A 20,152-nucleotide genomic window follows, 5' to 3' on the forward strand; every position below is an offset into this window, starting at 1 on the left:
TACCGCGTCAGCGCCGACGTCCACTGCGCCGCGCGGACCAGCCCGTCCCCAGGCCTGCCGAGTGCGCGGCGAGGAAGGCCAGTCCGAGGAGCATGAGGCTCATCGGGGTGAAGACCAGCTGGGTCGATGTCTCGGTGACACGGATGAGGAAGGCGACGACGAAAAGCGCGGCAGCCACAAAGGCAAGCATCTGAGAACCCCTACGAATGGACGACGAGCCACCGGTGACCCCGGCGGCTCGTCGTTCCGTGTGCCCCCGATGACGCCGATCAGTCGCGTCCCGCGTCCCGCGTGCATCGCGCGCTGGGGCCCAACTGCCTTTCAGGCAAGGGATTCCGAGCGCTGGACGGTACCCGTGAGGCCGGTCGCGTCCTGGCCCGCGAGGAGAACCGCGGCCTGCGCCATCGCCTCCGGCGGCTCCACCATCTCCGGCGGGATCTCCCGGCCCCCGCCCCCGGCCTGCCATCCCTCCGTCAGCACCACCCTTGACGGAGCAAGGCAGTTGACCGCGATGTTGTCCTTCCGCAGGTCGGCGGCGAGCCCCAGATAGAGGCGCTCGACGGCCGCCTTGGACACCCAGTACGCGTTGGCGCCCCGGTCCGTCATGCCCACCCCGCCGGTCGTCACGGCCACCAACGACCCACCGCCACGCGCCCGTACGTGCGGAATCACCGCCTTCGTCACCAGGAACACCCCGGTCAGATTGACGTCCAGACACAGCTGCCAGCGCTTGAGCGGCGTCGACTCGACCGGGCCGAGCCACAGCACGCCGGCATTGGCGACGAGAATGTCGATTCCGCCGAACTCCGCGACCGCTGCGGCGACGGCCGCCTCGACCGACGCCTCGTCGCTCACATCGCAGGGCACCGGCAGCGCACGCCCGCCCGCCGCCGTGATCCGGTCCGCGACCGAGTGGATCGTGCCGGGCAACCGGCCCTCCCGTTCGGAGCGCGCGGCGACCGCGACCGACGCGCCCGCCTCGGCGAGCGCCAGTGCGACCGTACGGCCGATGCCACGGCTGGCGCCCGCGACGAAGGCGACCTTGCCCTTCAACGAGCCGCTCACGTCGGTCACTTCCCCTACTTCGGCGGGAACCGGAGGGCGCCGTCGAGACGGACGACCTCGCCGTTGAGGTAGTCGTTCTCGACGATGTGCTGCACCAGCGACGCGTACTCCGGTGACTGGCCCATGCGCTTCGGGTACGGCACCTGCGGCCCCCAGTAGGCCTCCAGTTGGGGACCTGCTTTGCCGTAGGCCGGTGTGTTGAAGGTGCCCGGCGCGATCGTGACGACCCGGATGCCGAGCGGCGAGAGGTCGCGCGCGGCGACCAGGGTCATGCTGACGACTCCGCCCTTGGCTGCCGCGTAAGGGAGTTGGCCTATCTGGCCCTCGTACGCGGCGATCGACGCCGTGCTGACGATGACGCCCCGGCCGCCGTCCAGCGGCTCCTGACGGGCGATCGCGGCGGCGGCCAGGCGCATCACGTTGAACACGCCGGTGAGATACACGTCGATCGTCGTGCGGAAACCCGCGAGGTCCAGGGGAGAGCCGTCCTTGCCGACCAGCCGGCCACCGCTCGCCGGACCGCCGTGCGCGTCCACCGAGATCCTGAGCGGTCCCGCCGACTCCGCCTCGGCCAGCGCCGCCTGGACGTCGTCCTCGGAGGTGGCATCGGTGCGCACATAGCGCACGCCCAACTCCTGCTCCAGGGCCTTGCCCTTCTCGTCGGCCAGATCGGCCACGACGACCTTCGCTCCCGCCGCGTGCAGCCGACGGACGGTGGCCTCGCCCAGGCCGCCCGCCCCGCCGACGACGACCGCGGAGCTCCCACTGATCTGCATCAAGGATTTCCTCTCTTGCGAACAGCGCTCTAGTGAGAAGAGAATAGCATTCTCATGAACATAACCATGATTCTGGAGATGGTGGCCTCGGGCGGCGACCGACCGGTGGTCACGGCGAACGGCCGCTCCCTTACCGCCTCGGAACTGCTCGCCCGCGCCCGTGCCGCCGCGCACCGCTTCCAAGGTCACCCGGCCGTGCTCTATCTGAGCCCCAGTCACCTCGCCTATCCGGTGGCCCTGTTCGGCGCCGCCCTGGCGGGCATCCCGTTCATCCCCCTCAACTACCGCCTCGGCGAAGACCAGTTGACCCGCCTCCTGGCCCGCCACCCCGGCGCCCTCGTGCTGCGCCCCGCCGACCTCGACGCCCTGCTGAGCGCCGAAGAGGACACCGACGTAACGGAGTTGGCCCAGGACCAGGATCAGGACTCCGTCGCCGTGGTCCTCTACACGAGTGGCACCACCGCCGAGCCCAAGGCGGCCTTGCTGCGCCACCGACACCTGCTGGCCTACGTCCTGAACACCCAGGAGTTCGCCTCCGCCGAGGAGGGCGACGCGTCGCTCGTGGCCGTCCCGCCGTACCACGTGGCCGGGTTGATGAACCTGCTGACGAACCTCTACTCGGGCCGCCGCCTGGTGTACCTCTCCGCCTTCGACGCGGGGGAGTGGCTGGAGACCGCGCGCCGCGAGCGGGTCACGCACGCACTCGTCGTGCCCACCATGCTGGCCCGCATCGTCGCCGAGGTCCCGGCGGACGACGCCGGCACGCCCACACTCCGCAGCCTCGCCTACGGCGGCGCCAGGACCCCACTGCCCGTCGTGGAGCGGGCGTTGCGGATCTTCCCCGGGACGGGGTTCGTCAACGCGTACGGCCTGACCGAGACGGCCTCTTCGGTCGCGGTCCTGGGGCCCGACGACCACCGCGAGGCGTTGGCGTCGGCCGACCCGGCCGTACGGGGCCGACTCGGTTCCGTGGGGCGGCCGTTGCCCGGAGTCGAGATCGAGATCCGTGGGGAGGACGGGAAACCGGCCGGGACCGGGGCGACCGGGCTGGTCTTCCTGCGGGGTGATCAGATCTCCGGCGAATACGGCGGACGCAGCGCACTCGACGAGGAAGGCTGGTTCCCCACGCGGGACCGGGGACGTCTGGACGCCGACGGGTACCTGTTCATCGAGGGTCGCGCCGACGACACCATCATTCGCGGCGGCGAGAACATCGCTCCCGCCGAGATAGAGGACGTTCTCGTCGCCCATCCCGGAATCGTGGAGGCCGCGGTGATCGGCGTGCCCGACCCCGAGTGGGGGCAGCGGATCGTGGCCGTCGTGGTCGGTGAGGGCGATCCGGTGGAGGTCCGCCAGTGGGTCCGGGACCGGCTGCGCTCCTCCAAGACCCCCGACACGATCGTCTTCCGCGCCGAACTGCCCAAGACCGAGACCGGAAAGCTGCTGCGCCGCACCCTGCTGGCCGAGTTGGAGACCACCCATGCCTGAAGCAGTCCTCGTGTCCGCCCTGCGTACCCCCGTCGGCACCGCCGTGAAGGGCACCCTCCGCGACACCACCGCGTACGACCTGGCCCACCACATCGTCGCCGCCGCTGCCGCCACGGAGGGCCTCGACCCGGACGCGGTCGACGACGTCATCCTCGGCGAGGGCCTGTACGGCGGCGGGGTCGTGGCCAGGCACGCGGCACTCACCGTGGGCCTGACCTCGGTACCCGGCCTCGCCCACAACCGCCACTGCGCCGCCGGTCTCGCGGCCGTGCAGAGCGCGGCGGGCAGCATCCGCGCGGGCATGGACGAACTCGTCATCGCCGGCGGCGTCAACTCGGCTTCCACGTCCCCGAAACAGCGTTTCCGGGTGGACGGGGAGTGGGTCGAGCCGTGGAGTCCGCCCACGCATCCCGACCGCCCCGACGCTCCCAACCTGGACATGTCGATCACGGTCGGCTGGAACACCGCCGTACGGGCCGGTCTCAGCCGCGCCGACATGGACGCCTGGGCGCTGCGCTCCCACCAGAACGCGATTCGCGCCATCGACGAAGGCCGTTTCGACGCGGAGCTGGTGCCCATCGACACACCGCACGGCCTGTTCTCCGTCGACGAACACCCGCGCCGCACCACAAGCCTGGAGAAACTGGCCTCGCTCAAGCCGCTCCACCCGGAGATAGACGGCTTCTCGATCACTGCGGGCAACGCCGGCGGCGCCAACGACGGTGCCGCCGCGCTGGTGGTGGCCAGCGACCGGCTCGGTCTGCCCGCACTCGCCGTCGTCCGTTCCTGGGCCTCGGTCGGCGCCGACCCGGCCGAGACCGGCCTCACCCCCGTGAAGGCCATCCCCAAAGCCCTTGCCCGCGCGGGACTTTCGACATCCGACGTCGACCTCTTCGAGATCAACGAGGCCTTCGCCGCCGTACCGGTCGCCGCGGTGAAACTGCTCGGTCTCGACCCCGACCGCGTGAACGTCAACGGCAGCGGCTGCTCCCTCGGCCACCCGGTCGCCGCGACCGGCGCCCGGATGCTGGTCACGCTGGTGCACGAACTGCGCCGCCGAGGCGGTGGCATCGGCGTCGCCGCGATGTGCGCGGGCGGCGGAATGGGCTCGGCCACGGTCATCGAGGTAACGGCGCCGTAATGCCCGAGTGTGGGGGCGATGAGAAAAGGGGAACGTCGTGGAGGGCTTGAAGGAGAAGGTCGTTCTCGTCGCGGGCGCGGCCACCGGGCTCGGCGCCGCGTCGGCCCGGCGGCTCGCGGACGAGGGCGCCAGGGTCGTCGTCGCCGACCTCGATGTCGAGGGCGCCCGGCGGACCGCCTCGGTCATCGGTGACGCCGGTGGCGAGGCGGTCGCGGTGGGCTTCGACATCGCCGACGAGGACTCGGTCGGCGACCTGGTGACGACCACTGTGCGGACGTACGGCGGCCTCGACGCCGCGCACATCAACGCGGGGGACATGGGCGCGGTCTCCAAGGACACCGACGTCGTGGACATGGACCTCGCGGTGTGGGACCGGACCTTCGCCGTCAATCTGCGGGGCCACATGCTCGTCACGCGATACGCCGTTCCCGAACTCCTCGCCCGGGGCGGCGGCGCGCTCGTCTACACCTCGTCCATCGCGGCCTTCACCGGCGAGGCCGCGCGCCCCGCGTACTCGGCGACCAAGGCGGGCATCAACGCCCTCGCCCGCCATGTCGCCTCCCGCTGGGGCAGGGAGGGCATCCGGGCCAACGCGGTCGCCCCCGGTCTGATCCTGACCCCGGCCATCCAGGAGGGCGCCGCCCCGGACCTGCTGGAGGCGCTGCTCGCCCGCACCCGCAGCACCCGGCACGGCCGCGCCGACGACATCTCCGCGATGGTCGCCCACCTCATGTCCGACGCGGGAGCCTGGATCAACGGTCAGGTCATCAATGTCGACGGCGGCACCGTGATGCGCTGAGCAGGGGCCCTACTCGACCGTACGGAAGCGCAGCAGAGCCTCCTGCGCGAAGGACGCGACCAAGGACCCCTGGGCGGTGAGCACATCGCCCCGGCCGTAGCAGCGGCCGTGGGCGATGAGCGGGCCCTGGTGGCGCAGGAGCAGCCAGTCGTCCGTAGTGAAAGGGCGGTGGAACCACACCGTGTGCGCGGTGACGGCGGATGTGAACGCCGTTCCCGAATCGTGCTGGGTGACCCCCTCCAGCGGGCGAAGTGCCGTGCCGATCAAGCTCAGATCGCTCGCGTACGCCGTCAACGCGGGCGCGAGTTCCGGCGCCACCGCCGGTGTGCGCATCCACAGGTCGTACTCGGGCGGCTCCGACTTCGGCGAGTCCACGTCGACGGTCGCCCGGGTGTCCCAGGGCAGCAGCGAGAGGTCCACATCGTGCTCGGCTCCCGGCACCGAGGGCATCGGGAACGCGATCTGCTGGTCCGGGCCCTCCTCGTGGGAGTGCAGCGACACGGCCGCCACGGCCGCGACGCCCTGCGTCTGACGCGCCACAACCGTCAACGTGGCGAAGGAACCTCCCTCATGATGACGCGTCACCTCGTACCGCACCGGCTCCTGCGGCCGTCCGGCCCGCGCGAACTGCACATGAAGGCTCTTGACCGCCTTCTCGGGACAGGCCAGTTGGGCGGCCCGGACACTCTGCGCGAGCAACTGCCCGCCGAAGACGCGGTGATAGCCGAGTTGTTGGTTGCGGCCCTCGAACACGTCACGGGGGCGGACGTCGAGGTCCAGGCAGGAGAGCAGGTCGCTCCACAGATCGGTCACTGATGTCACTCCTCGGTCGATCACATGCGGACGAGCTTGTCGATCACAGGTGGACGAGTCGTGGCGCGGACCCGCCGGTCCGCAGCAGCGCCCCCGCCTCGCGCGTCAACTCCCGTGCGCTGCCCAGGAGTCCGTCCAGGACCATGGCCCGGCGGACATGCCGGTGCAGATCGTGCTCGGCGGTGAAACCGATCCCGCCCAGGACCTGCTGGCAGTGCCGGGCCGCCGTCAGCGCCGCCTGCCCGGCCGCCGCCTTGGCCAGCAGCGCGCCCGGATCGTCGGTGGCGGCGACGAGGGTGGCCTCGGCGCCGTCCAGCGCCACGAGGGTCTCGGCGAGCCGGTGCCGTACGGCCTGGAAGGAGGCGAGCGGGCGGCCGAACTGGACGCGGTCCACGGCGTGTTGGCGGGCCAGCGCGAGCATGGCGCGGCCGGTCCCGAGCAGCCACCAGCCGAGTGCCACCCGGCCGGCGGCGAGCGGGACGGGGGCTCCGGCGGGCACGGAACGCAGGGGCAGTTCGGCGTCCAGGACCGCCCCGGCCGCACTGTCGTCGCGCTCCCAGACGACCCACGTACCGCCGGTGTAGGGCAGCGGCAGCGTGCCGCCGAGCGGACGGCCCGCAGCCCTCAGCAGGACGTCGTTGAGGAGCGGTGCCTGGGCGCCCGTCTCGCCGAGCAGGCGGAAGGCGAGCGGTAAGGCGATGTCCGGCTGTTCGGCGAGGAGTTCGGCCCAGCCGAGGTCGGCCAGGGCGGTGTCCAGCGCCTGCCCCGATACGGCCGTCATCGTCTTGCGGAGCGTCTCGGTCAGGAGGTCCCGTTCGGCCGCGTCCACGGCTACTCCTTCCCCAGGTCGAGCAGTCGGCGCGCGATGATGTTCCGCTGGATCTCGGCCGTACCGCCGTAGATGGTGGCCGCCTTCGCGTACAGGTACTCCGAGCGCCACGGGGTGTCCGTCAACTCCAGTACGCCGGGCAGGAGATCGCGCACGGTCTCGAAGAGCCGTTGCTCGGCGGTGGCCAGCAGCACCTTGTCGACCGACGTCTCCGCGCCCAGCCGCTCACCCTCGGCCAGCCGTCGCTGCGTGGCGTGCGAGCGGCAGCGGACGGTGTGCAACGCCAGGTAGGCGGCGCCGAGTTCGGCGTCGTCCGGGATGTTCGTCTCGGCCAGCAGGCGGTCAAGTCGCGTGTAGAGATGGGCGATCCGGTGCCAGAAGCAGGTGGAGCGCTCGTGCGGGAGCAGGTCCATCGCCAGGCGCCAGCCGTCGCCGGGGCGGCCTAGCATCCGGTCGGCGGGCACGATCACGTCGTCGAAGAAGACCTCGGCGAACTCGTCCACGCCGTGCATCGTGCGCAGCGGCCGGACGGTGATGCCGGGGGTGTCCATGTCGACGAAGAACGCGGTGATGCCGTTGTGGCCGGGAGCCGTGCGGGTCAACAGGACGCAGCGGGCGGCGAATTGGGCGAGGCTCGTCCACACCTTCTGGCCGCTGATCACCCAGTGGTCGCCGCGCGGAACGGCCCGCGTCGTGAGGGAGGCGAGGTCGCTGCCGGAGCCGGGTTCGGAGAAGCCCTGGCACCACTGCTCCCGGCCGCTCAGCAGTCGCGGGACCATCTCGGCGGCGAGCGCGGGAGGGGCGTACGAGATCATCGTCGGGGCGAGGACCTCGATCATCGAGTAGATCCCCGGCTCGGCCAACTCCCTTGTGGCGACCTCCTCGCCGAGCGCCGCCCTCAGCACCGCGGGCCCGCCGAGCCCCCTCACCTCGGCGGGCCAGCCGTACCGCATCCAGTCCGCGTCGTACAACGCCCGGCGGACCCGGGCCAGTTGAGCGACCTGGGCGTCCAGGGAGTGGTCGGGGCCGGGGGACAGGTCGTGCTCGTCCAGCCAGCCGCGCAGGTCCGAGCGGAAGTCGGCGACGTTCAAGTACCGGGGCGCGGAGGAGGCGTTCATGTTCCCGGACGCTGATAGGCGTGCGGGCGGCCCGAGTCGTGCGCTCCGCTGCGGCGGATGAACGTCATCGCGCGAGTGCGCAACCGCCATCCCCCGTCCGTGCGGACGTAGGTGTCGTTGTAGTAGCCGATCCGCAGGTCGTGCGTGGCGTGGTCGACGAAGCACAGCGGCTGGGTGCCGGTGGCGGTGTCTCCGGACAGGTCGACGGCCGGCGTACCCGTGAGGAACAGCCCCTTGGGGGCGGCGGCCACGAGCGCCGGGAATTCGTCGAGGCCGTAGGAGTCCCCGAAGGCGCTGTACGTGCCGTCGGGCGTGAAGACACCCAGCACCCCGTCCAGGTCGCCGCGGGTGATGCACACCGCGTAGCGGGCGAGGAGCTGCTGGATCTCCATCAGGTCGTCGGTCGGACCTGGGGGAGGAGCCGGAACAGGCAAGGAGGACAAGGACTTTCCGCCCTTCACCATGAGTGAGAATGCCATTCTCTCAGATGAGTGGCAGATTTCCACGGTGAGCGAGGCGACGTCAACAGTCTCTGTCTGAATGGTTGATTCTCCGTAGATGAGAAGCTAGTTTCCAGCGATGGAGAGGGGAGATCCGACGCGATGGACCAGTTCCTCACCTTCGGAATCGTCGGCCTGAGCACGGCCGCGATCTATGCCGTCATCGGCAGTGGGCTCGTGCTCACCTACACCACCACCGGTGTGTTCAACTTCGCGCACGGCGCGGCCGGCATGCTGTCCGCCTTCATGTACTGGCAGCTGACCGTCGGCTGGGGCTGGCCCGTACCGGTCGCCCTGGTCGTGGTGCTGCTCGTGCTCGCCCCGGGCTTCGGGCTGCTCGTGGAGCGGTTCGTGCTGCGCCCGGTCCAGGCCCTCGGCGAAGCCGAACGCCTGGTCATGACGGTCGCGTTGCTCAGCGGACTCATCGCGGCGGCGCGCTGGATCTGGGACCCGAACGTGGCCCGTCCGCTACCGATGTTCTTCGCCGACCGCAAGCCGTTCCACGTCGGCCCGGCCGTCATCACCTGGCACCAGGCGATCACCATGGCGGTGGCCGTCGCCGTCGCGATCGGCCTGCGCATCCTGCTCTACCGCACCCGCGCCGGGGCCGAGATGCGCGCGGCCGTCGACGACCGGGCACTCGTCGGCCTCACCGGCGCGGACCCGGTCCGGGCGGGCCGGGTCTCCTGGATCCTGGGCACTCAACTGGCCGCGATCGGCGGCATCTTGATCGCCCCCACCGTCACGCTCGACGCAGCCCAGCTCTCCCTGCTGATCGTCAGCGCCTACACCGCGGCCGTCTTCGGCCGACTGCGCAGCCTGCCGCTCACCTTCCTCGGCGCGGTCGTCGTCGGCTGCATGGAGAGCTATCTGACCGGCTACCTCCCGCAGAACGAGTACCTCCCCGGACTACGGCTCGCCGCCCCCGCTCTGCTGCTCTTCCTCGCCCTGCTGGTGTTCCCGCACCGCCGCCTGCGCGGCCGTGAACGACGGCTGGCCCGCGTACCGGTGCCGAGCGCGCGCGGAACACTCGTGTTCGCGGCGGTGGTCATCGCCTTCGGCGCGGTACTGGCCTCCCTGCTCGGAGAAGCCGACCTCATCACCTACGGAGCGATCTTCTCGCTGGGCGTGGTGGCACTCTCGTACGTCCCGCTCGCCGGGTACGCCGGACAGGTCTCCCTGTGCCAACTGAGCATGGCCGGCATCGGAGCGGTCGTCTGGGGACACCTCGGCGCCCACGGCGAACTCTGGGCGCTCGGCGCCGCGATCCTCGTCTCGGCGGCGGCCGGAGCGCTGGTCGCGCTCCCCGCGCTACGGCTCTCCGGGGTGTATCTCGCCCTGGGCACAGCCGCGTTCGCCGTGATCCTCGATCGCTGGATCTTCACCATCCCGGCCTTCCACGTCTTCGGCCTGCGGATCGCCCTGTTCGACCAGGGCTCGGTGGACATCTCAGGGCCCCACCTCTTCGGTCTACGGCTGGACAGCGGGCGGGAGTTGATGGTGTTCGCCGCCGTCTGTCTCGCCCTCGCCTCCATCGGTGTGGCGGCTCTGCGCCGCAGCCGCTTCGGACGACGGCTGATCGCCCTGCGCGACAGCGAGGCCGCGTACGCCACCCTGGGCGGCAACCTGTTGGTCGCCAAGGTCGCGGTGTTCGCCCTCGCCTCCGGTATCGCCGGGCTCGGCGGAGCGCTCTACGGAATGCAGCAACGCACCGTCACCGCCGACCAGTTCAGCCTCATCGCGGGACTGCCGATCTTCCTCGTCGCCGTGGTCGGCGGACTCGGCGCGGTCGGCAACGGGCTCTTCGCCGGCACCGCCTTCGTCGGCCCGACGAACGCCCTGATCGCGATCGCCCCCGGCACCGCGAACCTGGTCGCCCTGCTCCCGGGCCTGGCAGGCGTCGGACTCGGTCACAACCCCGACGGCATCGTCTCCCGCTTCCGCCGCCAGTGGGAGCCCCTCGCCCGGGACCGCATCGCCCTGCCCGCCCTGCTCTGCGTCCTCGCCCTGGCCTGGGCGCTGCGCTTCGGCGACGTCATCAACGACTGGACGTACTACGGCGGTTCACTGCTGCTCGCCGTCGCGCTGCGCATCTGGGCCGACGCCCGCCAGGCCGTTCCGACAGAGCCGGAGATCCCCGTCGAGTGGTGGGGCCTACGGCGTGAATGGCGCCCCGAGGACGAGGAGGTGCTGGCCCGTGGCATCGCTACAGGTTAGTGGAGTGACCGTCTCCTTCGGCGGGAACCGGGCGCTTGACGGCGTCGCGCTGACCGCCGAGGCGGGCCGGGTCACCGGGCTCATCGGGCCCAACGGGGCAGGAAAAAGTACCCTGTTCGACGTCGCCTCCGGACTGCGCAGACCTTCCTCGGGGCAGGTCCGGCTGGACGGCCGTGACGTCACCCGCGCCCGGCCCTCGGCCCGCGCCCGGCACGGACTCGCCCGCACCTTCCAACGCCTGGAACTCTTCGGCCGGTTGAGCGTGCGCGACAACCTCCTCGTCGCCGCCGAACTCGGACCCGAACGCCGCCGGGCGGAGCAGGTCGTCACCGAGATTCTGCACCGCCTCGATCTCACCGACATCGCCGACACCTCACCCGACGCCCTCCCCACCGGAGTCGGCCGCTTGGTCGAGGTCGGCAGAGCACTCGCGATCCGCCCGAAGGTGCTTCTCCTCGACGAACCCGCCGCCGGACAGGACGCGGAGGAGACCGAACGCTTCGCGGAACTCCTGCGCGCCCTCACCGAGGACGGCACCGCCGTCGTCCTCGTCGAGCACGACATGAGCCTCGTGATGGCCGTCTGCGACGAGGTGTACGTCCTCGACCTCGGCAAGATCATCGCCGTCGGCCCGCCCGCGGTGATCCGCAGCGACGAAACGGTACTCGCCGCCTATCTGGGGGACGCGTGAGCGCACTTCTCGAACTGCGCGGCATCCGCGCAGCCCATGAACGCATCACCGTCCTGCACGGCGTCGACCTCGACGTCGCCGCAGGACAGGTGGTCGCGCTGCTCGGCCCGAACGGCGCCGGGAAGACCACCACCCTGCGCGTCGCCGCCGGAGTCCACCCCGTCGAGTCGGGTCAACTCGTGCTCGGCGGACGGGACATGACCGGCGCCGACCCCCGCGACCTGGCCCGCGCCGGAGTCTGCCTCATCCCCGAGGGGCGAGGCGTGTTCCCGAACCTGTCCGTCCGCGACAACCTCCTCATGATGACCTTCACCGGCCGTAGCCGCGAGGAGATCGAGGAGATCGCGTTCGCCCGCTTCCCCGTCCTGGCCCAGCGCGCCGGACAGGCCGCGGGCACCCTCTCCGGCGGCGAACAGCAGATGCTCGCCCTCGCCCGCGGCCTCGCCACCGACCCCGCCGTCCTGCTGCTCGACGAACTCTCCATGGGACTCGCCCCGTTGGTCGTCGGCCGGCTCTACGAACAGGTCGGCGAAATCGCCCGCCAGGGCGTGGCAGTCCTGGTGGTTGAGCAGTTCGCCGCAGCGGTTCTCGACATCTGCGACCATGCCGCCGTCCTCGTCCGCGGCCGGGTCGAACGGCAGGGCCACCCCGACGGCGGCCTGCGCGCCGAACTGTCCGCTCTCTACCTGGGGAGTTCCACATGACGTCCACCGAGACGCGAGCGGACCGCTTCGTCCGCGAACTCACCGTCCTGAAAATCCCGGACCCCGCCGCCGGAAGGTCCGCTCTCTGGCTGCGCGCGGGCGCCGCCCTGATGACGATCGGCGTCGTCCTCGGTGTGAGCGCCTACTTCATCTCGCACAACACCAGCGACCCGCTGGTGCAGAACGACGCTCTCACCCTCGGCCTCGCCGCGGTCGCCGGGAGCGTCGTCGGGTCCGCGCTCTTCCTGCGGTACTCGCTCACCGGCTTCCTGCGGTACTGGATGGCCCGTCAGTCCTACGACGTGGAACTCCTCGCCGACCGCCTGCTCGAAAGGGAACTCCGCCATGACCCCACCGGCACCGACGCCGCGCCCAGGTGACCAACTCGCCAGCACCGTCTGCGGCACCCGCGTGGTCGTCATCCGCGCCCCCGCCGACGTGCGGCCCCAACTGGCCTGCGGCGGCAGCCCGTTGGTGCCCGCGGCCGACGCGCCCCCGGCGAAGCCCGGACCGGCCGGCACCACCACGCTCATCGGCAAGCGGTACGTCGACGCCACCGGGACGCTCGAACTGCTCTGCACCGCCTCCGGCGCGGGCGAACTGACCTGTGACGGCGCCCCCATGACCCTGAAGGCGGCCAAGCCGCTCCCCGCCTCCGACTGACCGACCCACCCCCGTAAGGAGCCGTCATGGACCGCGACGACCTCATCCTCATCAGCGTCGACGACCACATCATCGAACCTCCCGACATGTTCGTGAACCACCTCCCCGAGCGCTACAAGAAAGACGCGCCCCAACTGGTCCACCGGGACGACGGAACCGACGTATGGCAGTTCCGCGGCGTCACCATCACCAACTCCGCGCTCAACGCCGTGGCCGGCCGGCCCAAGGAGGAGTACGGCGTCGAACCCCAGGGCCTCGACGAGATCCGCCCCGGCTGTTACGACGTGCACGAACGCATCAAGGACATGAACGCGGGCGGCATCCTCGCCCAGATGAACTTCCCCTCCTTCCCCGGCTTCTCGGCCCGGCTCTTCGCCACCGAGGACGCCGACTTCTCCCTCGCGCTCGTCCGGGCCTACAACGACTGGCACATCGACGAGTGGTGCGCCGCCTACCCCGGCCGCTTCATCCCGATGGCGCTCCCCGCCATCTGGGACGCCGAGCTGTGCGCGGCGGAAGTCCGCCGGGTCGCCGAGAAGGGCGTCCACTCCCTCACCTTCACCGAGAACCCCGCCGTCCTCGGCTACCCGAGCTTCCACGACCCGTACTGGAACCCGCTCTGGCGCGCGCTGTCCGACACGGACACCGTCATGTCGGTGCACATCGGCTCCTCCGGCAGGCTCGCCGTACCGGCCGCCGACTCCCCGCCCGACGTGATGATCACGCTCCAGCCGATGAACATCGTCTCCGCCGCCGCCGACCTGCTCTGGTCGCAGCCGGTCAAGGAGTTCCCGAACCTGAAGATCGCCCTCTCGGAAGGCGGCACGGGCTGGATCCCGTACTTCCTGGAGCGCCTCGACCGCACCTTCGAGATGCACTCCACCTGGACCCTCCAGGACTTCGGCGGCAAGCTCCCCTCCGAGGTCTTCCGCGAGCACTTCCTGACCTGCTTCATCACCGACAAGCTGGGCGTACGGCTGCGCCACGAGATCGGCATCGACAACATCTGCTGGGAGGGCGACTACCCGCACAGCGACTCCCTGTGGCCGGACGCTCCCGAGCAGCTGCACGACGTGCTGTCGAGCTGCGACGTCCCCGACGACGACGCCCGCAAGATCACCTTCGAGAACGCGATGCGCTGGTACTCCTTCGACCCCTTCGCGCACATCCCGCGCGAACAGGCCACCGTGGGCGCCCTGCGCAAGGCGGCCGAGGGCCACGACGTCACCACCCGCTCCCGCAGCCACCAACTCATCGAGCCCGCCGAGAAGTTGGAGGCGTTCCGCTCCAAGGCCCGGGCGGCCGTGGCGGCGGCCCGATGAGCGACCTGGTCCTGACGGAACGGGTCGGCGCCGTCCTCGTGGCGACCCTGAACCGTCCCGAGGTCCGAAACGCCATGAACCCGGAGCTGATTGACGACCTGTCAGACGTGCTGCGGGAGGCGGACGCCGACCCGGCGGTCCGGGTGATCGTCCTCACCGGCGCCGGAACGGTCTTCAGCTCCGGCATGGACCTCAAGGCGTTCGCGAAGGGCGGCGGGAAGTTCGACGGCCTGACCTGGTTCTTCCGCGAGGGCATCGCCACCCCGGTGATCGCCGCCCTCAACGGCTCGGCCCTCGCCGGCGGCTTCGAACTCGCCCTGGCCTGCGACCTGGTGGTCGCCGCCGAGGACGCGAAGCTCGGCATCGCCGAGGTCAAACGGGGCCTGTTCGCGGCCGGAGGCGGTACGACCCTCGCCGACCGGGTGCCGCTGGCGGTCGCCCTGGAGATGGGTCTGACCGGCGAGCTGGTCACGGCGACGGACGCGAAGCAGTTCGGCCTGGTGAACAGAGCCGTACCGGCCGAGAAGGTGCGGGAGACGGCGCTGGCCCTGGCCGAGCGCATCGCCGAGAACGGCCCTCTCGGTGTCGCGATGACGAAGAAGCTGATGCGGGAACGCCGTTGGGCCGAACCGGAAGAGGTCGAGGCGGTGTTCAGGAGTGCCGATGCGGCGGAGGGGGCACGGGCCTTCGCCGAACGCCGTAGCCCGGTGTGGACCGGGAAGTGACCGAACTCCGCTGTCTTCGGCGACTGTTGGAGACACCGGAGTGATGCTCAGGAGCGGACCGCCTCCTGAGCATCGGCGGTCACGTCATCGGTATCGCCGATCTCGTCGACCAGCCCCCAGCACAGTGCCTCCACGGCGCTCAACTCCGCGCCGGACAGGGCGAGATAGGCGGCGCGCTCCCGGCCGACTCGGACTGGGATGCTCGCTGTGCCGCCCGCTCCCGGAATCAACCCCATCTCGATCTCGGGCAATCGGATCACCGTGTTGGGTGCGGCGACGACCCTCCCGGCGAATGCCGCGAGTTCGATCCCCGCGCCGACACAGGCCCCGTGCAGATGCGCGGTCACGCGCGGAGCGCACCGGTGCAGCAGTGCGGCCGGGCTGCGATGGACCCGCACGAGATGAGCGTGCGCCGGATCACGGGACGTACCGAATTCGGCGAGGTCGCCCCCGCTACAGAACGCGGGACCGTTGCCGTACAGATCTACGCGCGTGATCGACGGGTCGGCCACGGCCACCTGGAGCGCCTCGCACAGCGCGTCCCGCGTCGCCGCGTCGAACGCGTTGCGCACCCAGGGCCGGTCCAGCGTGATGACCAGCCGGGGACCCTCGCGACCAAGCCGTACGGGAATCTCGGCCGGGCGGTGTGTACGGCTGGGAGCGGCAGTCAGCCAGGACCGGAAGTCCGTTCCGCCCTGCAAGGTCGAATAGGCCAGGGATTCGAGAACCAGCCTGTCCGGGACCGAGAGCCCGCTGCCCATCCGCAGCACCTGCACCAGCGCGACGGCCGCGGCGGGCCGACTCTCGACGATGTGCCCCAGTTCCCGGGCCGTGGCCCACGGATCCGCGCACGGCACCCACGGCCTGGGCGGATCGGGGACACCGGTGAGCAGGACGTCGTACCCGTCGATCGGGTCCTTGGGCGCTCCGGCCACACCGATCACGACACGGTCGCGGGCGTCCGGTTCCCATGCGGGGGTGCGGTCGAGATCGACGATCACGAAGGGCGACTCCACGGTGATCTCCCTCCAGGCGTGGACCGGAGTGTAATTTGAGATCACCCGTGGAGAGAAGGGGGTTCGACTCATGGAGAATCACGCTCTCCGCCCATGGATGGACACTGTCGAGCCGTATCTGGCCCCTCTCTCCGACCTCGCCCGCTCGTTCACCGGCCTGACGGGTGTGCCGGTGGATCTGCCGAGCGCACTGTTCCTCCGGGCCCAACTCGCCGGTCTGGAACGCCCGGGAAGGACCTCGGCCAACGGCTCCTGCCACCTCCTCCGAGCCGCCGACGGCTGGACCGCCGTGAACCTGGCCCGCCCCGACGATCTGGCCGCCGTACCCGCACTGCTGGCACTACTCGGTTCACCGTCCGTCGCGACCGGGGGCCTGCACGAGGCCGTGCAACGGGTCGCAGCCGCCGAAGTGGTCGAGGCCGCGCAGTTGCTGGGCATCGCCGCCGCAGTATGCGGATCGGTGACCCAGGACGCACGGCCCGCCGTACGCGCCGAGCGATGGGGTGAGCGGCGTGTGCGTGCGATGGCCGATCTGCGGATCGTCGACTTCTCCGCGCTCTGGGCGGGGCCGTTGTGCGCCCGGCTGCTGGGGCTGGCGGGCGCGCGGGTCGTCAAGGTGGAGAGCGCGACGCGACCGGACGGCGCACGCCTCGGAAATCCTGCCTTCTACCGTTGGCTGCACGACGGGCACGACAGCCTGGTCATGGACTTCGCCCCCGGCGCACTGGATGAACTCGTTGCCGAGGCCGACGTCGTGATCGAGGCCTCACGACCGCGCGCGTTGCGCCGACTCGGCCTCCGGGCCGAGGAGTTCCTCGCCGCGCGGCCCGGCCGGGTCTGGGTCGGCATCACCGGTTACGGACGCGAGAGCGACCGTATCGCCTTCGGAGACGACGCTGCCGTCGCCGGCGGACTGACCGGCCTCGACCCGAACGGCGACCCCGTCTTCCTTGGCGACGCACTCGCCGACCCCGTCACCGGAGTCTTCGCCGCCCACGCGGCGGCCCGTTCCCTCGCCGGGGGCGGCGGAGAACTCCTCTGCGTCTCCATGGCCGCCTGCGCCGCGACCCTCGCCGAGGCGCACACACCGGTCCGCCCGCCATGCTGATCAGGAACGTGGAGGTGGCGGGCCACGGAGCGGCGGTGGACGTACGGATCGTGGGAGGGCGGATCGCCGAGATCGGGCCAGGGCTGCCGGGCCGGGGTGAAGTGGACGGTCGGGGCGGTGCGTTGCTGCCGGGGCTGCACGACCATCACATCCATCTCGCGGCACTGGCCGCCGAAGCCGCCTCCGTGCGCGTCGGGCCGGGGGACGTGCGAGACCGTACGGCGTTCGCGGCGGCCTTGGCGAGTGGGCCGCCGGGGGAGTGGGTGCGGGCCGTCGGCTATCACGAGGGCGTCGCGGGGGAGTTGGACCGGTGGACGCTGGACGCGCTCGTCCCCGATCGACCGGTGCGGGTGCAGCATCGCACCGGCGCGCTGTGGGTGTGGAACAGCGCCGCGCTCCGGGCGGCCGGGCTGGACGGCGACGGACGGTTCTGGCGCGAGGACGAGCGGCTGCGCGGGTTCGTGCCGCCCGTACGGCTGGATCTGGAGGGCGTGGGACGGCGGGCGGCGGCACTCGGCGTCACCGGGTTCACCAACGCAGACCCGCACCCGGCCGGCGGACTGACCCAGATGCTGTCGGTCCTCCCGCAACGGCTGCTGGTGATGGGCGTCGACGAGCCCGTGAAGCTGATGCTCGACGATCCGACGCTCCCCACGCCCTCCCAACTCGCCCGCACCATAGGGGAGATCAGGCCCAGACCGGTCGCCGTGCACTGTGTGACCCGGGTGCAGTTGCTGGTGACACTGCTCGCCCTGGACGAGGAGGGCCCGGCCGACGGCGACCGGATCGAGCACGGTTCGGTCATCCCGGCCGAGACGCTCCCGTGGCTGCGACGGCTCGGGGTGACGGTGGTGACCCAGCCCCACTTCCCGCTCGAACGGGGCGCCGCGTACGCCACCGACGTGGACGCCGACGACCGCCCCCACCTCTACCGCTGCCGGACCCTGACCGAGGCCGGAATCCCCGTCGCCGCGGGCACCGACGCGCCCTACGGCACCCCGGACCCCTGGGCGGTCATGCGGGCGGCGACCGAACGGGACGACGGCGAGCGGATCCAACCCGAGGCGGCCCTACGGCTGTTCACCGGCGAGCCTCAACACCCCGCCCGGACAAGGAGGTTGGCGGTGGGTGTTGTCGCTGACCTGTGCCTGCTGCATGCACCGCTGCGCGAGGCCCTCGACGCATTGTCCGGTGAACTGGTCCGCGCCGCATACGTGTCGGGCCGCCGCATCCCGCCCGCGTGACCTCTAAACGCTGTAGCCGCCGTCAACTCCCAACGCCTGCCCGGTGATGAACCCGGCCCGGTCCGAGGCGAGGAACGCGACCGCCTCCGCGATGTCGGTGGCGTCGCCGAAACGGCGCATCGGGATGTTCCGCCGGGTGACCGCAAGGGCGTCCTCGTCGAGTTCGCCGGAGCTGATCAGACGGCCGGCGATACCGTCGTTGAGCATGCCGGGCGCCACGCAGTTCACGCGGACGCCGTAACGGCCCTCCTCGGCGGCCAGCGCCCGGGCCACCGCCTCGACCGCGCCCTTCGCGCCCGACGACAGTCCGTCCCGTACCGGGAAGCGGCGGGTGGCCACGGTCGTCACGGCGACGATGTTGCCCCGGCTCTCGCGCAGCAACGGCAGCGCGGGATGGACGAGGTTGAAGAACGCCACGGCGTCGCCTTCGAGTTGGGCGCGGTACTCGCCCGGTGTCACCCTGCTCAGGTGCCTCATCGGCACGTGCGGTCCCGCCGCGTACACGAGCGTGTGGATGCCGTCGGTCGCCTCCGCCACGGCCTCGGCAGTCGCGGACTCGTCGGTCAAGTCCAGCCGTATCGCCCGCACTTGACGGCCCAGCTTCCGCACCTCGGCGGCGACGGCGTCCGCCGCCTCCTGGTTGGCCCGGTAGGTGAGGACGATGTCGCTGCCCCGCTCGGCGAGGAGCCGTACGATCGCCGCCCCGATACCGCCCGAGCCGCCCGCCACGAACGCGACACCTGGTCTGCTGGAGAAGTCCGGCACCGTAACCGCCTCACAATCCGAGAGACTTGGCGATGATGACCTTCATGACCTCGCTGGTTCCGGCGTAGATGCGGGTGATGCGCGCGTCCGCGTAGAGCCGGGCGATGGGGTATTCCAGCATGTAGCCGTAGCCGCCGAACAGTTGCAGACAGCGGTCGACCGCGCGGGCCTGCATCTCGGTGCAGAAGAGTTTGACCTTGGCGGCGTCGGGTCCACTCAGTTCACCGGCGACGAGTTCGAGTACCGCCCGGTCCAGCATGGCCTGCGCGGCCTCGATCTCGGCTGCCACGGCGGCGAGTTCGAACTTGGTGTTCTGGAAGGAGGCGACCGGTTTCCCGAACGCCTTGCGCTCCTTGACGTAGGCGATCGTCGTGTCCAGAGCCGCCCGTGCCTGCGCGACCGAACCGACCGCGACCGTCATCCGCTCCTGCGGGAGGTTGTGGCCGAGATAGCCGAACGCGGCACCCTCCTCGCCGAGCCGGTTGGCGACCGGGACCCGCACGTCGTCGAAGGCCAACTCCACCGTGTCCTGCACCTTGATGCCCAGCTTGTGCAGCACCCGGCCCCGGGTGAAACCGGGCATGCCGTCCTCGACGACCAGCAGGGTGAGCCCGGCGCGGCGGTTGTCCGGGTCGGTCGCCGTGCGGGCCACGACGATCACCAGATCGGCGAGGAGTCCACCGGTGATGAAGGTCTTCGCGCCGTTGAGGACGTACGAGTCCCCGTCGCGCACGGCGGTCGTCCGGATCCCGGCGAGATCGGAGCCCGTGCCCGGCTCGGTCATCGCGATCGCCGTCAGCAGCTTCCCGGAGGCCAGGCCGGGGAACCAGCGTGCGCGCTGCTCGCGGTCGGCGTAGGTGAGGAAGTACGGGAGGACGACGTCGAGTTGGGTGCGGACCGTCCCCAATGTCACCAGGGCGCGGGCCGATTCCTCCTGGAGGACGACGTTGTAGCGGTAGTCGTCGAGGCCCGCTCCGCCGTACTCCTCGGGGACGGCCGTGCCCAACAGGCCCAGAGAGCCCAGCTGTTCGAAGAGCGTGCGGGGGAGCCGGCCGGCCTCCTCCCACTCGGTGTAGTGCGGGACGACCTCCTTGGCGATGAAGTCCCGCGCGAGTCGACGGAATGCCTCGTGGTCGTCGGTGAAGACGTCTCGGCGCACAACATCCCC

Annotated in this window: 22 protein-coding genes; 12 read left to right on the plus strand and 10 right to left on the minus strand. The window is 70.9% G+C overall.

What is annotated here, in order from left to right:
- Window positions 1-7 precede the first annotated feature (7 nt).
- The 3 genes from ACWIHT_RS02450 to ACWIHT_RS02460 all read right to left on the minus strand — a co-directional run bounded on the left by ACWIHT_RS02450 (window position 8) and on the right by ACWIHT_RS02460 (window position 1,841).
- A complete protein-coding gene (locus ACWIHT_RS02450; RefSeq protein WP_456163545.1) occupies window positions 8-178 on the minus strand; it encodes a hypothetical protein in 171 nt (56 codons plus the stop codon).
- 143 nt (window positions 179-321) lie between these two features.
- On the minus strand, window positions 322-1,074 hold the full coding sequence (locus tag ACWIHT_RS02455) for an SDR family NAD(P)-dependent oxidoreductase (RefSeq protein WP_456163547.1): 753 nt from the start codon (window positions 1,072-1,074) through the stop codon (window positions 322-324).
- Window positions 1,075-1,079: 5 nt separating this feature from the next.
- The gene (locus tag ACWIHT_RS02460; RefSeq protein ID WP_456163549.1) at window positions 1,080-1,841 is read right to left on the minus strand and encodes an SDR family NAD(P)-dependent oxidoreductase; all 762 of its coding nucleotides are present in this window, start codon (window positions 1,839-1,841) and stop codon (window positions 1,080-1,082) included.
- A gap of 66 nt (window positions 1,842-1,907) precedes the next feature.
- On the opposite strand from ACWIHT_RS02460, the gene ACWIHT_RS02465 reads away from it, so the two are divergent.
- The 3 genes from ACWIHT_RS02465 to ACWIHT_RS02475 are packed head-to-tail and all read left to right on the plus strand — an operon-like array spanning window position 1,908 to window position 5,269.
- Window positions 1,908-3,329, plus strand: coding sequence for a class I adenylate-forming enzyme family protein (locus ACWIHT_RS02465; RefSeq protein WP_456163551.1), 1,422 nt, complete (start codon window positions 1,908-1,910; stop codon window positions 3,327-3,329).
- The gene (locus tag ACWIHT_RS02470) at window positions 3,322-4,470 is read left to right on the plus strand and encodes a thiolase family protein (RefSeq protein WP_456163553.1); all 1,149 of its coding nucleotides are present in this window, start codon (window positions 3,322-3,324) and stop codon (window positions 4,468-4,470) included. The genes ACWIHT_RS02465 and ACWIHT_RS02470 overlap by 8 nt, the downstream gene beginning before the upstream one ends.
- A gap of 37 nt (window positions 4,471-4,507) precedes the next feature.
- Window positions 4,508-5,269 carry an SDR family NAD(P)-dependent oxidoreductase gene (locus ACWIHT_RS02475; protein WP_456163555.1) on the plus strand — a complete coding sequence of 254 codons (762 nt, stop codon included), beginning with the start codon at window positions 4,508-4,510 and terminating at the stop codon, window positions 5,267-5,269.
- Between the two features lie 9 nt (window positions 5,270-5,278).
- On the opposite strand, the gene ACWIHT_RS02480 is transcribed toward ACWIHT_RS02475, so the two are convergent.
- Genes ACWIHT_RS02480 through ACWIHT_RS02495 form a run of 4 tightly spaced genes read right to left on the minus strand, consistent with a single transcriptional unit; the run spans window position 5,279 to window position 8,421 of the window.
- Entirely contained in the window at window positions 5,279-6,082 is an 804-nt protein-coding gene (locus tag ACWIHT_RS02480) for an acyl-CoA thioesterase (protein WP_456163557.1), read from the minus strand.
- 43 nt (window positions 6,083-6,125) lie between these two features.
- Complete coding sequence (locus ACWIHT_RS02485; RefSeq protein WP_456163559.1) at window positions 6,126-6,911, minus strand: acyl-CoA dehydrogenase family protein; 786 nt, start codon at window positions 6,909-6,911, stop codon at window positions 6,126-6,128.
- A 2-nt stretch (window positions 6,912-6,913) separates the two neighbouring features.
- On the minus strand, window positions 6,914-8,029 hold the full coding sequence (locus ACWIHT_RS02490) for an acyl-CoA dehydrogenase family protein (protein ID WP_456163561.1): 1,116 nt from the start codon (window positions 8,027-8,029) through the stop codon (window positions 6,914-6,916).
- Window positions 8,026-8,421 carry a nuclear transport factor 2 family protein gene (locus ACWIHT_RS02495; protein WP_329242801.1) on the minus strand — a complete coding sequence of 132 codons (396 nt, stop codon included), beginning with the start codon at window positions 8,419-8,421 and terminating at the stop codon, window positions 8,026-8,028. Before ACWIHT_RS02495 ends, ACWIHT_RS02490 begins: the two co-directional genes overlap by 4 nt.
- A gap of 210 nt (window positions 8,422-8,631) precedes the next feature.
- Between ACWIHT_RS02495 and ACWIHT_RS02500 the strand changes: the two genes are divergently transcribed.
- Genes ACWIHT_RS02500 through ACWIHT_RS02530 form a run of 7 tightly spaced genes read left to right on the plus strand, consistent with a single transcriptional unit; the run spans window position 8,632 to window position 14,851 of the window.
- Complete coding sequence (locus tag ACWIHT_RS02500; RefSeq protein ID WP_456163563.1) at window positions 8,632-10,746, plus strand: branched-chain amino acid ABC transporter permease; 2,115 nt, start codon at window positions 8,632-8,634, stop codon at window positions 10,744-10,746.
- Between the two features lie 4 nt (window positions 10,747-10,750).
- Window positions 10,751-11,437, plus strand: a complete 687-nt coding sequence (locus ACWIHT_RS02505; protein ID WP_456163565.1) for an ABC transporter ATP-binding protein — start codon at window positions 10,751-10,753, stop codon at window positions 11,435-11,437.
- Window positions 11,434-12,141: an ABC transporter ATP-binding protein gene (locus ACWIHT_RS02510; RefSeq protein ID WP_200711232.1), complete on the plus strand. Its 708-nt coding sequence runs from the start codon at window positions 11,434-11,436 to the stop codon at window positions 12,139-12,141. Before ACWIHT_RS02505 ends, ACWIHT_RS02510 begins: the two co-directional genes overlap by 4 nt.
- The gene (locus ACWIHT_RS02515) at window positions 12,138-12,521 is read left to right on the plus strand and encodes a hypothetical protein (RefSeq protein ID WP_200711233.1); all 384 of its coding nucleotides are present in this window, start codon (window positions 12,138-12,140) and stop codon (window positions 12,519-12,521) included. Before ACWIHT_RS02510 ends, ACWIHT_RS02515 begins: the two co-directional genes overlap by 4 nt.
- On the plus strand, window positions 12,487-12,804 hold the full coding sequence (locus ACWIHT_RS02520; RefSeq protein ID WP_456163568.1) for a hypothetical protein: 318 nt from the start codon (window positions 12,487-12,489) through the stop codon (window positions 12,802-12,804). The genes ACWIHT_RS02515 and ACWIHT_RS02520 overlap by 35 nt, the downstream gene beginning before the upstream one ends.
- Before the next feature lie 26 nt (window positions 12,805-12,830).
- The gene (locus tag ACWIHT_RS02525; protein ID WP_456163570.1) at window positions 12,831-14,126 is read left to right on the plus strand and encodes an amidohydrolase family protein; all 1,296 of its coding nucleotides are present in this window, start codon (window positions 12,831-12,833) and stop codon (window positions 14,124-14,126) included.
- On the plus strand, window positions 14,123-14,851 hold the full coding sequence (locus ACWIHT_RS02530; RefSeq protein ID WP_456163572.1) for an enoyl-CoA hydratase-related protein: 729 nt from the start codon (window positions 14,123-14,125) through the stop codon (window positions 14,849-14,851). The genes ACWIHT_RS02525 and ACWIHT_RS02530 overlap by 4 nt, the downstream gene beginning before the upstream one ends.
- A gap of 47 nt (window positions 14,852-14,898) precedes the next feature.
- Here ACWIHT_RS02530 and ACWIHT_RS02535 read toward each other — a convergent pair whose 3' ends face one another.
- The gene (locus tag ACWIHT_RS02535) at window positions 14,899-15,867 is read right to left on the minus strand and encodes an enoyl-CoA hydratase/isomerase family protein (RefSeq protein WP_456163574.1); all 969 of its coding nucleotides are present in this window, start codon (window positions 15,865-15,867) and stop codon (window positions 14,899-14,901) included.
- Window positions 15,868-15,937: 70 nt separating this feature from the next.
- Here ACWIHT_RS02535 and ACWIHT_RS02540 point away from each other — a divergent pair, with 70 nt between their 5' ends.
- Window positions 15,938-16,975 (plus strand): CoA transferase, encoded by a 1,038-nt coding sequence (locus tag ACWIHT_RS02540; protein WP_456163576.1) that lies wholly within the window; start codon window positions 15,938-15,940, stop codon window positions 16,973-16,975.
- Window positions 16,969-18,219, plus strand: coding sequence for an amidohydrolase family protein (locus tag ACWIHT_RS02545; RefSeq protein WP_456163578.1), 1,251 nt, complete (start codon window positions 16,969-16,971; stop codon window positions 18,217-18,219). The genes ACWIHT_RS02540 and ACWIHT_RS02545 overlap by 7 nt, the downstream gene beginning before the upstream one ends.
- Before the next feature lie 3 nt (window positions 18,220-18,222).
- Here the strand turns inward: ACWIHT_RS02545 and ACWIHT_RS02550 are convergent, their stop codons facing one another.
- On the minus strand, window positions 18,223-18,948 hold the full coding sequence (locus ACWIHT_RS02550) for an SDR family NAD(P)-dependent oxidoreductase (RefSeq protein ID WP_456164563.1): 726 nt from the start codon (window positions 18,946-18,948) through the stop codon (window positions 18,223-18,225).
- A 46-nt stretch (window positions 18,949-18,994) separates the two neighbouring features.
- Complete coding sequence (locus ACWIHT_RS02555; protein WP_456163580.1) at window positions 18,995-20,143, minus strand: acyl-CoA dehydrogenase family protein; 1,149 nt, start codon at window positions 20,141-20,143, stop codon at window positions 18,995-18,997.
- Between the last annotated feature and the right edge of the window lie 9 nt (window positions 20,144-20,152).

Source organism: Streptomyces sp. NPDC002276, from assembly GCF_053891435.1.

What these genes read in the sequence shown, in the direction of transcription:
- ACWIHT_RS02465 (WP_456163551.1), top strand. Translation starts at nt 1,908, where the DNA reads ATGATTCTGGAGATGGTGGCCTCGGGCGGCGACCGACCGGTGGTCACG.
- ACWIHT_RS02460 (WP_456163549.1), bottom strand. Translation starts at nt 1,841, where the DNA reads ATGCAGATCAGTGGGAGCTCCGCGGTCGTCGTCGGCGGGGCGGGCGGC.
- ACWIHT_RS02520 (WP_456163568.1), top strand. Translation starts at nt 12,487, where the DNA reads ATGACCCCACCGGCACCGACGCCGCGCCCAGGTGACCAACTCGCCAGC.
- ACWIHT_RS02495 (WP_329242801.1), bottom strand. Translation starts at nt 8,421, where the DNA reads ATGGAGATCCAGCAGCTCCTCGCCCGCTACGCGGTGTGCATCACCCGC.
- ACWIHT_RS02525 (WP_456163570.1), top strand. Translation starts at nt 12,831, where the DNA reads ATGGACCGCGACGACCTCATCCTCATCAGCGTCGACGACCACATCATC.
- ACWIHT_RS02530 (WP_456163572.1), top strand. Translation starts at nt 14,123, where the DNA reads ATGAGCGACCTGGTCCTGACGGAACGGGTCGGCGCCGTCCTCGTGGCG.
- ACWIHT_RS02470 (WP_456163553.1), top strand. Translation starts at nt 3,322, where the DNA reads ATGCCTGAAGCAGTCCTCGTGTCCGCCCTGCGTACCCCCGTCGGCACC.
- ACWIHT_RS02545 (WP_456163578.1), top strand. Translation starts at nt 16,969, where the DNA reads ATGCTGATCAGGAACGTGGAGGTGGCGGGCCACGGAGCGGCGGTGGAC.
- ACWIHT_RS02540 (WP_456163576.1), top strand. Translation starts at nt 15,938, where the DNA reads ATGGAGAATCACGCTCTCCGCCCATGGATGGACACTGTCGAGCCGTAT.
- ACWIHT_RS02515 (WP_200711233.1), top strand. Translation starts at nt 12,138, where the DNA reads ATGACGTCCACCGAGACGCGAGCGGACCGCTTCGTCCGCGAACTCACC.
- ACWIHT_RS02490 (WP_456163561.1), bottom strand. Translation starts at nt 8,029, where the DNA reads ATGAACGCCTCCTCCGCGCCCCGGTACTTGAACGTCGCCGACTTCCGC.
- ACWIHT_RS02500 (WP_456163563.1), top strand. Translation starts at nt 8,632, where the DNA reads ATGGACCAGTTCCTCACCTTCGGAATCGTCGGCCTGAGCACGGCCGCG.